Genomic DNA, 15,360 nt, shown 5'->3' with positions numbered 1-15,360 from the left:
GCCAGCAGGTTAAAGTAAACAACAACGATTCTCTTTCGCGCATTGTGCGCGAATGCTTCTCAAGATCTTGTTAAGAAGATTTCACCTTCGACACATTCACTCCATACGGTCCGCCCATGCGCATTCTGGTCATCGAGGACGACCTGGTCATCCTCGACAACATCACCCGCTACCTGAGCCGCCGCGGCTACATTGTCGATTGCGCGGAAAACGGCGCCCAGGGCCTGGACATGGCCCGTGGCGGTGACTTCGACCTCATCGTCCTCGACCTCATGCTGCCGCGCCTGGACGGCTATTCCCTGTGCCGACAATTGCGTGAAGAAGGCGGCCGGCGCATTCCGGTGATCATGGTGACTGCCCGTGACACCCTGGAAAACCGCCTGGAAGGCTTCGAGGCCGGCGCCGACGATTACCTGGTAAAGCCCTTCGCCCTGGCCGAACTGGCGGCGCGGGTGAACGCCGTGCTGCTGCGCGCCAGCCCGCCGCACCCGACCGTGCTGCAGGTGGCCGACCTGTGCCTGGACACCGCCACCCTGGCCCTGAGCCGCGCCGGCCAGGCGCTGAAACTGCCGCCCGCGCCGCTGCGGCTGTTGACAGCGCTGATGCAAGCCAGCCCTGCAGTGCTGGCACGGCGCAAGCTGGAAGAGTTGCTGTGGAGCGATTCACCGCCCGACAGCGACAGCCTGCGCACCCATATCCATCAGTTGCGCCACGTGGTGGACAAGCCCTTTGCCCTGCCGCTGCTGCGCACGGTACACGGCATCGGCTACCGGCTGAGCGCCGATGACTGACGGCCGCCGTCATAGCATGGGGCGGCGCCTGATCCTGATCTATGGATTGGTTAGCCTGCTCACCGGCGCACTGGTGCTGGGCCTGTCGAACATTGGCCTGAACCGCCTGGAAATGCGCTTGCAGGAAATCGACATGGGCATCGCCATCCAGCGGGTGCGCGAAGAAGTGGCCAGCGGTGGCGAGGGGCGCCCTGGGCGCTTTTTTGCCGGCGCGCCAGGTTCGGCGCAGTTCCCTGCCGACCTGCGCAGTCTGTCACCGGGTTTCTACAAACTGATGCGCGGCCAGCGCCTGTGGCACGTGCGCGTGCTCGATGACGGCAACCAGCGCTTCCTGTTGATGCGCGACTACACCGACTATGAACACAGCCAGACCACGCTGGTGATGGTCGGTGTGATCAGCGTCGGTGGCCTGGTGCTGCTGGCCGTGCTGTTGGGGCTGATCACCACCCGCCGGCTGGTTCGCCCCATCGAACGCCTGTCAGCCAGCATGACCACCCGCGCTAGCCTGCCGCCTTGCAGCCGGCTGGCCACGGACTTCCCCCGCAATGAAATCGGTACGGTGGCGCAGGCCTTCGACGACACCTACAACCACCTGGAGTTGGCCTTGCAACGCGAACGGCTGTTCACCGCCGACGTCGGTCACGAACTGCGCACGCCGATGATGGCGGCGCTAAGCGCCTGTGAAGTACTGCGCGACGAAGAGCACCTGAGCGTGAGCGCCGATGAGCAGATGCAGCGGATCGAAGGCTCCATCAAGGACATGCGCCAGCGTCTGGACACCTACCTGATGCTGGCCCGTGGCGAGTCCGATTGCCTGGGCTTTGCCCGGGCCAGCATGGCCCAGGCGGTTGATGAACAACTGCAGCAATCGCGGCCCCAGGCACAACGCCTGCAATTGACACTGCTGCTACATCAAGGTGGGACCGCCGCTGCACCGAGCTACCCCGTGCCGTTGCTGCGCACGGTATTGGGCAACCTGCTGCGCAACGCCCTGCAATACGCCGGCACAGGCAGCGAAATAAGGCTGCGGGCCGGGGACACTTGGGTGGAGGTGCAGGACAATGGGCCCGGCGTGCCCGCCGACCAGCACCAGGCCATCTTTCTGCCCTTCACCCGCGGCGCCCAACCCAGCATCGACAACCTGGGGCTGGGGCTGTCGCTGGTCAAGCGCATCTGCCTGAACCAGGGCTGGGCCATCAGCGTCACCTCCCCCGAAGGCGGGCCGACGTGTTTTCGCCTGGACTGCGAACCGTCCCGAAAATAGAAACAATCATTTCACCTTCCGGATAATTGTTCCTGAAAGGCACCAGCGCCAGAATGGCGCTGCCCCCCAGCCCTCAAGGAATGACCATGCGCCCTCTCCACCCATCCATTGCCCCAGCGTTGAGCTTCAACGGCGGCTTCGTCGACACCGTTGGCTTCCTGGCCTTGCAGGGGCTGTTCACTGCCCACGTCACCGGCAACTTTGTCACCCTGGGCGTAAGCATTGTGCATGGCACCTCCGGCGCGCTGGCCAAATTGCTGGCCCTGCCGGTGTTCGTGTTGGTGGTGGGCCTCACTCACCTGGCGGCCAGCGCGCTGCACCGGCGCAACCTGGCCTCGCTGCACCTGTTGATGATCGCCCACACCGTTTTGCTCGGGCTGTTCCTGGCCCTGGCCGTGTGGCTGGGGCCGTTCAAGGACGGCGACAGCATCGCCGCGCTGCTGACCGGCATGGTCGGGGTATCGGCCATGGCCATCCAGAACGCACTGTCGCGCCAGCACTTGAAGGCGGCGCCGCCGACCACGTTGATGACGGGGAACGTGACGCAGGTGGCGATCGACGTGTTCACGCTGATCGGGCTGCGTGATGCCGAGGAGCGTGCAGCAGTGATGGCGCGCCTGGGGCCAATTGGCAAAAACCTGCTGGGCTTCACCGTGGGGTGTATCGGCTCGGCATTGTTGTACCTGGTGATCGGCCTGTGGTGCTTGAGCGTGCCCCTGGCCGTGGCCGCCTGGGCTTGCTGGGCGACTGCGACAGAGCGATCCGCCGTTACCCCATGAAAACCTTCCCTCAATGAACGGAGCACGTCTAGTTCGATGAGGACGAGCACATGCGCCCCTTTCGCAGAGGGCGGGAGGTAGCCATCGAAAAAAAAGATATACACTCCTACCCTTCTGCATGATCTGCCTGTAGCAGTTGCCGCCTGGCTGCGGCTACACGGGTCGTGCCCTGGAACGAGTGACCTGTTCATGATGACCCTGCGCCAGATCCGCCATTTCATTGCCGTGGCCGAGACCGGTTCGATCTCGGCCGCTGCCCAGGCGGTGTTCATTTCCCAGTCCACCCTGACCCTGGCCATCCAGCAGTTGGAGCAGGAAATCGGCGTCAGCCTGTTCAACCGCCACGCCAAGGGCATGACCCTGACCCACCAGGGCCACCAGTTTCTGCGCCAGGCGCATTTGATCCTGGCCACTGTCGACAACGCCAAGCGCAGCCTGCAGCAGAGCACCGATCAGGTGGCCGGGCAGTTGATCATCGGCGTGACCAGCCTGGTGGCCGGGTATTACCTGGCCGACCTGCTGACCCGCTTCCAGCGCGCCTACCCCAATGTCGAGCTGCGGGTGATGGAAGATGAGCGCCCCTACATCGAGCACCTACTGGTGAGCGGCGAGATCGATGTGGGGGTGTTGATCCTGTCCAACCTGGAAGACCGCCACGCCTTGCAGACCGAGGTGCTCACGCACTCGCCGCACCGCTTGTGGCTGCCGGCCCAACACCCGTTGCTGGAACACGACAGCATCAACCTGGCCGACGTGGCCCGCGAGCCGCTGATTCAGCTCAACGTCGACGAAATGGACCGCAACGCCCAGCGCATCTGGACCGGCGCCGCCCTCACGCCGCGTATCAGCCTGCGCACCGCCTCCACCGAAGCGGTGCGAAGCCTGGTGGCCGCCGGCCTTGGCGTGTCGATTCAACCGGACATGACCTATCGGCCCTGGTCGCTGGAAGGCGACATCATCGAGGCGCGGCCGCTGGCCGACCTCACCCAGACCCTGGACGTGGGCCTGGCTTGGCGCCGAGGCACCGCGCGCCCGGCACTGGTGGACCCGTTTCTGACCGTCGCCCGCGAACAACCGCACAACGGCCGCAGGCTATCTATTTAATCGAACGCTGCATTCAGTATTTAGAATTTGTAGCCCGCTCGCCCGCGCACTAGTCTCTACCCATCGAGACAATCCGTGCCCGGGCTGCCCTTCAGGAGCCTGCCCGTGAGCCCAAAAGAAAAGAGACCTCGCAACATGGCCGGCACTTCCCCCACGCCCCTGTGCACCGCACTGCTGATCGACGGCGAGCTTGTCGCCGGCCAGGGCCAGGTGGAAGCCATCATCAACCCCGCCACCGCTGAAGTACTCACCCACATTGCCGAAGCCAGCATCGACCAGGTCGAGCAGGCCATCCTGGCCGCGCACCGGGCCTTTGCCGGCTGGTCGCGCACCACGCCGCAGCAACGCTCCAACCTGCTGCTGGACATCGCCGATACAGTGGCCCGCCAGGCCGATCACCTGGCCCGCCTGGAAGCGCTGAACTGCGGCAAGCCACTGCACCTTGCACGCCAGGACGACCTCAACGCCACCGTCGACGTGTTTCGTTTCTTCGCCGGTGCCGTGCGCTGCCAGACCGGCCAGTTGGCCGGCGAATACGTGCCCGGCTACACCAGCATGGTGCGCCGCGACCCGATTGGCGTAGTGGCCTCCATCGCGCCCTGGAACTACCCCATCATGATGGCGGCGTGGAAGATCGCCCCGGCGCTGGCGGCCGGCAACACGCTGGTGTTCAAGCCCTCGGAGCACACGCCGCTGTCGATCCTGGCACTGGCGCCGGCGCTGGCGCAGATACTGCCGCGTGGCGTGCTGAACATTGTCTGCGGCGGCGGCGAAGGCGTCGGCAGCCATTTGGTGAGCCATGCCAAGGTGCGCATGGTGTCACTGACCGGCGACATCGTCACCGGCCAGAAAATTCTCCAGGCCGCCTCCAAGACCGTCAAGCGCACGCACCTGGAGTTGGGCGGCAAGGCGCCGGTGATCGTCTGCAACGACGCCGACCTGCAGGCCGTGGTCGACGGCGTGCGCAACTATGGCTACTACAACGCCGGGCAGGACTGCACGGCGGCGTGCCGGGTGTACGCCCAGGCGGGCATTCACGACCAGTTGGTGAGCGAGCTGGGCGATGCGGTGAGCAAGCTGCGCTTTGCCGGCAAGCGCGACGCAGACAACGAACTGGGGCCGCTGATCAGCTCCCGCCAGCGCGACCGCGTGGCCAGTTTTGTGGAACGCGCCCTAAGCCAGCCGCACATCGAACGCATCACCGGCGCCGCCGTGCATTCGGGGCCGGGCTTTTTTTACCAACCCACGCTGCTGGCCGGCTGCCGGCAGAACGACGAGATCGTCCAGCGCGAAGTGTTCGGCCCCGTGGTCACGGTGACCCGCTTCGACCAACTGAACCAGGCCGTGGACTGGGCTAACGAATCCGAATACGGCCTGGCCTCGTCGGTCTGGACGCAGAACCTGGACAAGGCCATGCAGGTAGCCGCGCGATTGCAGTACGGCTGCACCTGGATCAACAGCCATTTCATGCTGGCCAGCGAAATGCCCCACGGCGGCCTCAAGCGCTCCGGCTACGGCAAGGACCTGTCCAGCGATTCATTGCAGGACTACAGCGTGGTACGCCACATCATGGCCCGCCATGGGGAGCATCTCTGACCCGCGACCCGGTATCACCACTACTCTAAGAACCAGCCTCGACGAAGGCCCGCCGCACCCGTTCGAAAAACTGCCCCGACCATAATATGAAGAAGAGGGATACCCATGCACCAGCACAAGATTGCGCTGCTCAGCGCCTTGACCACCGCACTGCTGGCCAGCGCCAGCCTGCAGGCCGCCGAACCGCTGAAGGCGGTAGGCGCCGGCGAAGGGCAACTGGATATCGTGGCCTGGCCGGGCTACATCGAACGGGGCGAGAGCGACAAGAATTATGACTGGGTGACGGGTTTCGAGAAGGAAACCGGCTGCAAGGTCAACGTCAAGACGGCCGCCACCTCGGACGAAATGGTCAGCCTGATGGCCAAGGGTGGCTACGACCTGGTGACCGCCTCGGGCGACGCCTCGCTGCGACTGATTGCCGGCAAGCGCGTGCAACCGATCAATACCGCGCTGATCCCCAACTGGAAGAACATCGACCCGCGCCTCAAGGACGGCCCCTGGTACGTGGTCAACACGCAGACCTATGGCACGCCCTACCAGTGGGGCCCGAACGTGCTGCTGTACAACACCAACGTGTTCAAGACCCCACCCACCAGCTGGGGCGTGGTGTTCAATGCCCAGGACCTGCCCGACGGCAAGCCCAACAAGGGCCGCGTACAGGCGTACGACGGTCCGATCTACATCGCCGACGCGGCGCTGTACCTCAAGAGCACCAAGCCGGAACTGGGCATTCAGAACCCTTACGAGTTGAACGAAACCCAGTACAAGGCCGTGCTCGACCTGCTGCGCGCCCAGCATGCGCTGGTACACCGCTACTGGCATGACGCGACCGTGCAGATGAGTGACGTGAAGAACGAAGGTGTGGTGGCCTCCAGCTCCTGGGGGTACATGGTCAACGGCCTGAAAGCCGATAACCAGCCTGTGGCCTCGACCATTCCGAAGGAAGGCGCCACCGGCTGGGCCGACACCACCATGCTGCACACCGACGCCGCGCACCCCAACTGCGCCTACAAGTGGATGGACTGGTCGCTGCAACCCAAGGTGCAGGGTGACGTGGCCGCCTGGTTCGGCTCCCTGCCAGCGGTACCGGCGGCGTGCACCAGCAGCGAACTGCTGGGCGCCGAGGGCTGCAAGACCAACGGCATCGACCAGTTTGACAAGATCGCCTTCTGGAAAACCCCGCAGGCCGAGGGCGGCAAGTTCGTGCCCTACAGCCGCTGGACCCAGGACTACATCGCGATCATGGGCGGCCGCTGAGCGCTAGCCACGCCCTCCCCGTGCAGGAGCGGACCGTGTCCGCGAAGGCCTCACCGCGCTAATGCTCACATACCGCGGCGCCTGGTTCGCGGGCACGGCCCGCTCCTACACCGGGATCGCACCGCCCTTTTTTGCCCATCGGAGTCGCGCATCATGACGCTTGCAGTCCAGTTCACCCAGGTTTCCCGCGTGTTCGGCGAGGTGAAGGCCGTTGACCGGGTTTCCATCGATATCCAGGACGGCGAGTTCTTTTCCATGCTGGGCCCGTCGGGTTCGGGCAAGACCACCTGCCTGCGCCTGATCGCCGGGTTCGAACAGCCCAGCGAAGGCTCCATCCGCATTCATGGCGCCGAGGCGGCGGGGTTGCCACCGTATCAGCGCGACGTCAACACGGTGTTCCAGGACTACGCCCTGTTCCCGCACATGAACGTGCTGGATAACGTGGCCTACGGTTTGAAAGTGAAAGGCGTGGGCAAGCAGGAACGCCTGCAGCGCGCTGAAGAGGCCTTGGCCATGGTGGCCCTGGGCGGCTACGGCCAGCGCAAGCCGGTGCAGCTCTCCGGTGGCCAGCGCCAGCGCGTGGCCCTGGCTCGCGCCCTGGTGAACCGCCCACGGGTGCTGCTGCTCGATGAACCGCTGGGGGCCCTGGACCTGAAGCTGCGCGAGCAGATGCAGAGCGAATTGAAGAAGCTGCAACGCCAGTTGGGCATCACCTTCATTTTCGTCACTCACGACCAGACCGAAGCGCTATCAATGTCCGACCGCGTGGCGGTGTTCAACAAGGGCCGCATCGAACAGGTCGACACCCCGCGCAACCTGTACATGAAACCGGCCACCACCTTCGTCGCCGAATTCGTCGGCACCTCCAACGTGCTGCGGGGCGAGGCCGCGCGGCAATTGAGCGGCACCGACCTGCCGTTCTCCATTCGCCCGGAACATATCCGCTTCGGCGAGGCGTCCACCGCCCACGAAGTACAAATCAGCGGCCTGCTGCATGATATTCAATACCAGGGCAGTTCCACCCGCTACGAGCTCAAGCTGGACAGCGGCCAGGTGATCGCCATCAGCCAGGCCAACAATCAGTGGCAGGAACCCAGCATCGTCCTGCAACCCGGCCAGCGCCTGAACGCCCGCTGGGCCCGCGAAGCGATGACCGCCCTGCGCGAAACCGAGGGCCTGTGACATGAGCATGGCCCTGGATAAACCGGCGCTGCTGCCGCACCGCCCGCGCTCGCCCCTGCGGCGGCTTTGGACGCTGCTGTACCGCACGCCCAACCTGTACCTGTCGCTGTTGCTGGTGCCGCCGTTGCTGTGGTTCGGTGCCATCTACCTGGGTTCACTGCTGAACCTTTTATGGCAAGGGTTCTATACCTTCGACGACTTCAGCATGACGGTGACGCCAGACCTGACGCTGGCCAACTTCGCCGCGCTGTTCAACCCGGCCAACTTCGACATCATTCAGCGCACCCTGACCATGGCGGTAGTGGTGTCGATGGCCAGCGCCCTGGTGGCCTTCCCCATCGCCTACTACATGGCACGCTACACCAGCGGCAAGACCAAGGCGTTTTTCTATATCGCGGTGATGATGCCCATGTGGGCCAGCTACATCGTCAAGGCCTATGCCTGGACGCTGCTGCTGGCCAAAGGCGGCGTGGCCCAGTGGTTTGTCCAGCACCTGGGCCTGGCGCCGCTGCTGCAAGCGGTGCTGGGCATTCCGGGGATTGGTGGCAGCACCCTGTCCACCTCGCACCTGGGGCGCTTCCTGGTGTTCGTGTACATCTGGCTACCGTTCATGATTCTGCCGATACAGGCCTCGCTGGAACGCTTGCCGCCGTCATTGCTGCAAGCCTCCGCCGACTTGGGGGCCAAGCCGCGCCAGACGTTCCTGCAAGTGGTTTTGCCGCTGTCGGTGCCGGGCATTGCCGCCGGCTCCATCTTCACGTTCTCGCTGACCCTGGGCGACTTCATCGTGCCGCAACTGGTGGGCCCGCCCGGTTACTTCATCGGCAGCATGGTCTATGCCCAGCAAGGCGCCATTGGCAACATGCCCATGGCCGCAGCTTTCACCCTGGTGCCGATTGTGCTGATCGCGGTGTACCTGTCCATCGTCAAACGCCTGGGGGCCTTCGATGCACTCTGATAAAGCGCCGTGGGGCCTGCGCCTGGCTGCCTGGGGCGGGCTGGTGTTCCTGCACTTTCCCATCCTGATTATCTTCCTGTACGCCTTCAACACCGAAGACGCAGCCTTCAGCTTTCCGCCCCAGGGCTTCACCCTCAAGTGGTTCAGCGTAGCCTTCGCCCGCACTGACGTGCTGGAGTCGATCAAGCTGTCACTGCAAGTGGCCTGCGTGGCCACGCTGATCGCCATTGTGCTGGGCACCCCGGCGTCGGCGGCGCTGTACCGGCGCAACTTCTTCGGCAAGGAGGGCATTTCGCTGATGCTGATCCTGCCCATCGCCCTGCCCGGCATCATCACCGGCATCGCGCTGCTGTCGGCGTTCAAGAGCCTGGGTATCGAGCCCGGCCTGATGACCATCATCATCGGCCACGCCACCTTCTGCGTGGTGATTGTCTACAACAACGTCATTGCCCGGCTGCGGCGTACCTCGCACAGCCTGATAGAGGCGTCCATGGACTTGGGCGCCGACGGCTGGCAGACCTTTCGCTACATCATCCTGCCCAGCCTGGGCTCGGCGTTGCTGGCAGGCGGCATGCTGGCGTTCGCCCTGTCGTTCGACGAAATCATCGTCACTACTTTCACTGCCGGCCACGAGCGCACGCTGCCGATCTGGTTGCTCAACCAACTCAGCCGCCCGCGCGACGTACCGGTGACCAACGTGGTCGCCATGCTGGTGATGCTGGTGACCATGGTACCGATCCTGGGCGCCTACTACCTGACACGCGGCGGCGAAAGCGTGGCCGGCAGTGGCGGCAAATAAGACCTTCAAAGGGGAAAACAACATGCAAACCCAACTGCTGATCAACGGCCAATTCGTCCAGGGCGAAGGCCCGCTGCAATCGGTGTTCAACCCGGCCCAGGGCCGCGTGCTGGTGGAAATCCACGAAGCCACCGAGGCCCAGGTGGACGCCGCCGTGCGTGCCGCCGACGCCGCCTTCGACAGCTGGTCGCAGACCGCGCCCAAGGACCGCGCCCTGCTGTTGCTGAAGTTGGCCGACGCCATTGAAGCCCACGGCGAAGAGCTGGCCAAGCTGGAATCGGACAACTGCGGCAAACCCTACAGCGCGGCGCTGAACGACGAGATTCCGGCCATTGCCGACGTGTTCCGCTTCTTCGCCGGGGCCACGCGCTGCATGAGCGGTTCGGCGGCAGGCGAGTACCTGCCGGGCCACACCTCGATGATCCGGCGCGACCCGGTGGGCGTCATCGCGTCCATCGCACCGTGGAACTACCCGCTGATGATGGTGGCCTGGAAGATCGCCCCGGCGCTGGCCGCCGGCAACACCGTGGTGCTCAAGCCCTCCGAGCAAACCCCGCTGACGGCCCTGCGCCTGGCGCAACTGGCCAACGATATTTTCCCGGCCGGCGTGCTCAACCTGGTGTTCGGCCGCGGCCCAACCGTGGGTAACCCGCTGGTCACGCACCCCAAGGTGCGCATGGTGTCGCTGACCGGCTCCATCGCCACGGGCGCCACTATCATTTCCAGCACCAGCGACAGCGTCAAGCGCATGCACATGGAGCTGGGTGGCAAGGCGCCGGTGATCATTTTCGACGACGCCGACATCGATGCCGCCGTGGAGGGCATTCGCACCTTCGGTTTCTACAACGCCGGCCAGGACTGCACCGCGGCGTGCCGCATCTACGCGCAAAAGGGCATTTACGAGCAGTTTGTCGAAAAGCTCGGCGCCGCCGTCAGCACCATCAAGTACGGCCTGCAGGATGATCCGCACACCGAACTGGGGCCACTGATCACCGCCCAGCACCGCGACCGCGTGGCCGGCTTCGTGGAACGCGCCCTGGCGCAGCCGCACATTCGCCTGGTGACGGGCGGCAAGGCCGGCGAAGGCAATGGTTTCTTCTTCCAGCCCACCGTGCTGGCAGACGCCCAACAGGACGACGAGATCGTGCGCCGCGAAGTGTTCGGCCCAGTGGTGTCGGTGACCCGGTTCGAGGACGAAGCCCAGGTGCTGGGCTGGGCCAATGACTCGGACTACGGCCTGGCGTCGTCGGTGTGGACCCAGGACGTGGGCCGCGCCCACCGCCTGAGCGCACGCCTGCAATACGGCTGCACCTGGGTGAACACGCACTTCATGCTGGTGAGCGAAATGCCCCACGGCGGGCAGAAGCTGTCTGGCTATGGCAAGGACATGTCCATGTACGGCCTGGAGGACTACACCACCGTACGTCACGTGATGATCAAGCACTGAAACACCAGCAACCTGCAGGAGCGGGCCGTGCCCGCGAGGGCCGCACAGCAATACGCCAGATGCACCGCAGTGCCTGGTTCGCGGACGCAGTCCGCTCCTGCACGGGCCAAGTGTTCACCCTTCATACAACAACGACCTGGGACGTGCCTTTGGGCACCACCCCCGGGCACCCTGCAACCTGAATCTGCCGATTCTTTCGGAGCACACACATGAGCGTCACCCCTGACATGGCAGCCGTGGACCACGATGCCGAGCAGCTCAGACAACTGGGCTACACCTCCAACTTCAACCGCAGCATGAGCCTGTGGGAAAACTTCGCCCTGGGTTTCACCTACCTGTCACCGGTAGTGGGCGTCTACACCCTGTTCGGCCTTTGCCTGGCCGCCGGCGGCCCGCCGATGTTCTGGGCCTACCTGCTGGTGGGCCTGGGGCAGATGCTGGTGTGCCTGATATTCGGTGAAGTGGTGTCGCAGTTCCCCATTTCCGGTGGCGTCTACCCCTGGGCGCGCCGCTTGGTGGGCAAGCGCTGGGCGTGGATGGTGGGCTGGATCTACTCCATCGCGCTGTGCGTGACCATCGCCGCGGTAGCCGTGGGCGCCGGGCCTTACCTCGCCGTGATGCTGGGCTTTGAGCCAAGCAACAACACCAACATTGTCATCGCGTTGATACTGACCCTGTTCGCCACCCTGGTGAACCTCAGCGGCACCAAGATGCTTGCGCGCATCGCCATGTTCGGCTTCCTCTGCGAGCTCGTGGGCGCCCTGATCGTGGGTATCTACCTGTTGATCTTCGAGCGCCACCAGCCCATCAGCGTGCTCTGGAACACCTTCGACATCAGCGTCGACGGCTCTTACTTGCCGGCCTTCCTCACCGCCTCGCTGGCGGGTATGTTCCTCTACTACGGCTTCGAAGCCTGCGGTGACGTGGCCGAGGAAACCCCCAACCCCAGCAAGCGCATCCCGGTGGCCATGCGCATGACCATCTACATCGGCGGCATCTCGGCGATGTTCGCCTGCCTGGCGCTGATACTTGCCGTGCCGGACATGCAAGCGGTGATCAACGGCACCGACAAGGACCCGGTCACCACGGTGCTCAACAATGCCTTTGGCAGCGTCGGTTCGCGTGTGGTCATGGCCGTAGTGATGGTCTCGTTCATCTCCTGCGTGATCAGCCTGCAGGCCGCCGCCAGCCGCCTGCTGTATTCCTACGCCCGGGATGAAATGGTGATCGGCAGCGGTCTGCTCAAGCGCCTGTCGGCCACCACCCAGGTGCCGGTCAATGCCCTGTTCGTGGCCGGTATCCTGCCGGCGCTGATCATCATCCTCGGTTTCTTCCTGCAGGACGCGGTGGCCACTATTGTCAGCTTCGCCGCCATCGGCATCTACCTGGCGTTCCAGATGATCGTGCTGGCTTCCCTGTACGCCCGCCTGCGTGGCTGGAAGCCCAGTGGCAAGTTCAACCTGGGCCGCTGGGGCCTGCCGGTGAACGTTGGCGCACTGGTGTACGGCGTGGGCGCCATCATCAACATGGCGTGGCCGCGTACCCCGGACGCCGCCTGGTACGTGAACTACGCCATGGTGGTGACCACTGCGGTGGTGATCGGCCTGGGCCTGCTGTACATGTGGCTGGCCAAGCCCTACGACCGCGGCAACGCGCCGGCGGGCGATGCCTGGAAAATCGGCCGCTGACATAACCGCTTTCCCGTCGCAGGCCCGGTTGCCTGCGGCAGGGCTCAGTACAACTCGCGGGCGGCCAGGCGAAAGGTGCGTGATTCATCGTGGTATTGGGCCGACTCGCCCCGCCACTGCAGAATCACCAGCCTCAGCGCCTCCGCCACTCGCGGGCGCTGCACCGCACGCTGGTACGCGCGCTCCGCGTACGGCAGCAAGCGGCTCAATTGCAGCTTGCGCCAATCACTGCCATCGAAAATGCTCGCGGAAAAATAGCCCGGCTGCGCCGGTCTGACTCCCCCACCGTCCTCACCCGCCGCGCCGCTCACATCCCGCCAGTACAGGTGGATATCGCCGCTGCCACCGAAATTCGGATCGAAGACCACATGGCCGGTGATGATGATACGCGTGGGTCTGGCTCTGGGCATGAGGGGCGTCCTCTCTGGGGTGTTGATCACGGGAGAGGCGATTATTGAGGGGTTGCCGAGGGCATTGAGGAGGAAGGATCTGGAGTTTTTGTAGGATGTTTCCCAAGACGCATGTTCGACCTACCGCTCAAGCAAGGCACGGCTGGGTGTTGGTCACCAATAAAGTAATGGAATTCATCCTTGTTCCGGGGTTACACGTGGAAAACCGGGTTCAGGACGCGGTACCCCACGCGTGCACACTGACTTTTTTTCCCACACCTTGCGAACCCATCGCCCACTTTGTTATCTGTTATGAGTTGGTTGCGTTTGGCCGAGGGCATGTCCAGACCTTTATCTCGATCCAGCCAGGCCGCCAGGAGGCAGCCCGGATTCTTTGCAGACAGGTTTATTTATGCACCGTAGGCACCTTCTCAAGGCCTCGATGGCGCTCGCCGCCTATACCGGCCTATCCGGCACCGGCCTGCTGGCCGCGCAGGCCATGGCCGCCACCGCCGATGGCGATGCCGAGCCGTTCAGTTTCGATTTGCTGCAGGCCCAGGCACGACAGTTGGCCACCCAGGGTTATACCGACCGCAAGCAAGTATTGCCGCCGACCCTGGCGAACATGACGCCGCTGCAGTTCAATGCCATTCAGTACGACCCCGAACATTCGCTGTGGTATGACAACAAGGGCCAGTTGGACGTACAATTTTTCCACGTGGGCATGGGCTTCAAGCTGCCCGTGCGCATGTACAGCGTCGACGCCGGCAAGCAGCAGGCGCGCGAGGTGCACTTCCACCCCCCGCTGTTCCACTATGACAACACGGGCGTGGACACCAAGCAGCTCAAGGGCGACCTGGGCTTTGCCGGGTTCCGCCTGTTCAAGGCACCGGAACTGGACAAACACGACATCCTGTCCTTCCTGGGTGCCAGCTATTTCCGCGCGGTGGATACCACCGGCCAATACGGCCTGTCGGCGCGCGGCCTGGCCATTGATACCTACGCGAAAAAGCGCGAGGAATTCCCCGATTTCACCAAGTTCTGGTTTGAAACCCCGGACAAGGAAAGCACCCGTTTCACCGTCTATGCCCTGCTGGAATCCCCCAGCGCCGCGGGCGCCTACAAGTTCGACATCGACTGCCAGGCCCAGCAGGTGGTAATGGCCATCGACGCGCACGTGTTCGCCCGTACCGACATCGAGCAACTGGGCATTTCGGCGATGACCAGCATGTTCAGTTGCGGTACTCAGGAACGGCGCATGTGCGACACCATCCACCCGCAAATCCATGACTCCGACCGCCTGGCCATGTGGCGCGGCAATGGCGAGTGGATCTGCCGGCCACTGAACAACCCGGCCACGCTGCAGTTCAACGCGTTCGCCGACAACAACCCCAAGGGCTTTGGCCTGGTGCAGACCGACCACGACTTCGACAGCTACCAGGACACCGTCGACGGCTACGACAAGCGCCCAAGCCTGTGGGTGGAACCCACCACCAATTGGGGCGAAGGCGCGGTGAGCCTGATGGAGATCCCCACCACCGGCGAAACCCTGGACAACATCGTTGCCTTCTGGACCCCCAAGCAGCCGGTGAAAGCCGGTGATGCGCTGAACTTCGGCTACAAGCTGTACTGGAGCGCCCTGCCACCGGTGGGCACGCCGCTGGCGCGGGTGTTTGCCACGCGCTCGGGCATGGGCGGCTTTACCGAGGGTTGGGCACCAGGGGAGCACTACCCGCAAGTGTGGGCGCGGCGCTTTGCCGTGGACTTCAAGGGTGGTGGCCTGGAGCACCTGCCCGAAGGTACCGGTATCGAACCGGTGGTCACGGTGTCCAGTGGCAAGGTGCAAGACTTCAACGTGCTGGCGCTGCCGGACAAGGGTTATCGAATTACCTTTGACTGGCACCCCACCAGCGACAGCGTCGAGCCGGTGGAAATGCGCCTGTTCATCCGCACCCATGAGCGCACGCTGAGCGAGACTTGGTTGTACCAGTACTTCCCGCCGGCGCCGGACAAGCGCAAGTACACCTGATCCTGCCGGGGCACCCGTGACGCTGTCTGATGTGGGGGCGGGTTCTACCCGCGAAAAAGAGGCTGCGGTGTTTCAGA

13 protein-coding genes are annotated in these 15,360 nt (G+C 64.0%); 12 read left to right on the top strand and 1 reads right to left on the bottom strand.

Annotated elements, in window-relative coordinates; translation table 11 throughout:
• Window positions 1-116 precede the first annotated feature (116 nt).
• The 11 genes from PMM47T1_RS04655 (at window position 117) to PMM47T1_RS04605 (ending at window position 12,865) form a co-directional block, all read left to right on the top strand.
• Complete coding sequence (locus tag PMM47T1_RS04655) at window positions 117-791, top strand: response regulator transcription factor (RefSeq protein ID WP_008366261.1); 675 nt, start codon at window positions 117-119, stop codon at window positions 789-791.
• Window positions 784-2,055: a sensor histidine kinase gene (locus PMM47T1_RS04650; protein ID WP_043300723.1), complete on the top strand. Its 1,272-nt coding sequence runs from the start codon at window positions 784-786 to the stop codon at window positions 2,053-2,055. The genes PMM47T1_RS04655 and PMM47T1_RS04650 overlap by 8 nt, the downstream gene beginning before the upstream one ends.
• Before the next feature lie 86 nt (window positions 2,056-2,141).
• Window positions 2,142-2,834 carry a YoaK family protein gene (locus tag PMM47T1_RS04645; RefSeq protein WP_008366257.1) on the top strand — a complete coding sequence of 231 codons (693 nt, stop codon included), beginning with the start codon at window positions 2,142-2,144 and terminating at the stop codon, window positions 2,832-2,834.
• A 189-nt stretch (window positions 2,835-3,023) separates the two neighbouring features.
• Entirely contained in the window at window positions 3,024-3,938 is a 915-nt protein-coding gene (locus PMM47T1_RS04640) for a LysR family transcriptional regulator (RefSeq protein WP_008366255.1), read from the top strand.
• 135 nt (window positions 3,939-4,073) lie between these two features.
• The gene (locus tag PMM47T1_RS04635) at window positions 4,074-5,534 is read left to right on the top strand and encodes a gamma-aminobutyraldehyde dehydrogenase (RefSeq protein WP_008366253.1); all 1,461 of its coding nucleotides are present in this window, start codon (window positions 4,074-4,076) and stop codon (window positions 5,532-5,534) included.
• Window positions 5,535-5,639: 105 nt separating this feature from the next.
• Window positions 5,640-6,791: a putative ABC transporter substrate-binding protein YdcS gene (gene ydcS / locus PMM47T1_RS04630; protein WP_008366251.1), complete on the top strand. Its 1,152-nt coding sequence runs from the start codon at window positions 5,640-5,642 to the stop codon at window positions 6,789-6,791.
• Between the two features lie 153 nt (window positions 6,792-6,944).
• The gene (locus PMM47T1_RS04625) at window positions 6,945-7,973 is read left to right on the top strand and encodes an ABC transporter ATP-binding protein (protein WP_008366249.1); all 1,029 of its coding nucleotides are present in this window, start codon (window positions 6,945-6,947) and stop codon (window positions 7,971-7,973) included.
• Between the two features lies 1 nt (window position 7,974).
• A complete protein-coding gene (locus PMM47T1_RS04620; RefSeq protein ID WP_008366248.1) occupies window positions 7,975-8,931 on the top strand; it encodes an ABC transporter permease in 957 nt (318 codons plus the stop codon).
• The gene (locus tag PMM47T1_RS04615; protein ID WP_008366246.1) at window positions 8,921-9,730 is read left to right on the top strand and encodes an ABC transporter permease; all 810 of its coding nucleotides are present in this window, start codon (window positions 8,921-8,923) and stop codon (window positions 9,728-9,730) included. Before PMM47T1_RS04620 ends, PMM47T1_RS04615 begins: the two co-directional genes overlap by 11 nt.
• A gap of 22 nt (window positions 9,731-9,752) precedes the next feature.
• Window positions 9,753-11,177 carry a gamma-aminobutyraldehyde dehydrogenase gene (locus PMM47T1_RS04610; protein ID WP_008366244.1) on the top strand — a complete coding sequence of 475 codons (1,425 nt, stop codon included), beginning with the start codon at window positions 9,753-9,755 and terminating at the stop codon, window positions 11,175-11,177.
• Window positions 11,178-11,386: 209 nt separating this feature from the next.
• Window positions 11,387-12,865, top strand: a complete 1,479-nt coding sequence (locus tag PMM47T1_RS04605; protein ID WP_008366242.1) for an APC family permease — start codon at window positions 11,387-11,389, stop codon at window positions 12,863-12,865.
• Window positions 12,866-12,909: 44 nt separating this feature from the next.
• Here the strand turns inward: PMM47T1_RS04605 and PMM47T1_RS04600 are convergent, their stop codons facing one another.
• Complete coding sequence (locus PMM47T1_RS04600) at window positions 12,910-13,275, bottom strand: hypothetical protein (RefSeq protein WP_008366240.1); 366 nt, start codon at window positions 13,273-13,275, stop codon at window positions 12,910-12,912.
• Window positions 13,276-13,666: 391 nt separating this feature from the next.
• On the opposite strand from PMM47T1_RS04600, the gene PMM47T1_RS04595 reads away from it, so the two are divergent.
• A complete protein-coding gene (locus PMM47T1_RS04595; protein WP_008366238.1) occupies window positions 13,667-15,283 on the top strand; it encodes a glucan biosynthesis protein D in 1,617 nt (538 codons plus the stop codon).
• Window positions 15,284-15,360: the final 77 nt, after the last annotated feature.

Origin of the sequence: Pseudomonas sp. M47T1 (assembly GCF_000263855.1) — a bacterium.
Lineage (GTDB): Bacteria > Pseudomonadota > Gammaproteobacteria > Pseudomonadales > Pseudomonadaceae > Aquipseudomonas.
The sequence above is the reverse complement of the archived record's forward strand: the minus strand, read 5'-3'. Positions and strand labels throughout refer to the sequence as shown.

Bases quoted from the DNA above. Each gene is read 5' to 3' on its own strand.
- PMM47T1_RS04615 (WP_008366246.1), top strand. From the start codon at position 8,921: ATGCACTCTGATAAAGCGCCGTGGGGCCTGCGCCTGGCTGCCTGGGGC.
- PMM47T1_RS04605 (WP_008366242.1), top strand. From the start codon at position 11,387: ATGAGCGTCACCCCTGACATGGCAGCCGTGGACCACGATGCCGAGCAG.
- PMM47T1_RS04645 (WP_008366257.1), top strand. From the start codon at position 2,142: ATGCGCCCTCTCCACCCATCCATTGCCCCAGCGTTGAGCTTCAACGGC.
- PMM47T1_RS04635 (WP_008366253.1), top strand. From the start codon at position 4,074: ATGGCCGGCACTTCCCCCACGCCCCTGTGCACCGCACTGCTGATCGAC.
- PMM47T1_RS04655 (WP_008366261.1), top strand. From the start codon at position 117: ATGCGCATTCTGGTCATCGAGGACGACCTGGTCATCCTCGACAACATC.
- PMM47T1_RS04620 (WP_008366248.1), top strand. From the start codon at position 7,975: ATGAGCATGGCCCTGGATAAACCGGCGCTGCTGCCGCACCGCCCGCGC.
- PMM47T1_RS04625 (WP_008366249.1), top strand. From the start codon at position 6,945: ATGACGCTTGCAGTCCAGTTCACCCAGGTTTCCCGCGTGTTCGGCGAG.
- PMM47T1_RS04640 (WP_008366255.1), top strand. From the start codon at position 3,024: ATGATGACCCTGCGCCAGATCCGCCATTTCATTGCCGTGGCCGAGACC.
- PMM47T1_RS04610 (WP_008366244.1), top strand. From the start codon at position 9,753: ATGCAAACCCAACTGCTGATCAACGGCCAATTCGTCCAGGGCGAAGGC.
- PMM47T1_RS04595 (WP_008366238.1), top strand. From the start codon at position 13,667: ATGCACCGTAGGCACCTTCTCAAGGCCTCGATGGCGCTCGCCGCCTAT.
- ydcS (WP_008366251.1), top strand. From the start codon at position 5,640: ATGCACCAGCACAAGATTGCGCTGCTCAGCGCCTTGACCACCGCACTG.
- PMM47T1_RS04650 (WP_043300723.1), top strand. From the start codon at position 784: ATGACTGACGGCCGCCGTCATAGCATGGGGCGGCGCCTGATCCTGATC.
- PMM47T1_RS04600 (WP_008366240.1), bottom strand. From the start codon at position 13,275: ATGCCCAGAGCCAGACCCACGCGTATCATCATCACCGGCCATGTGGTC.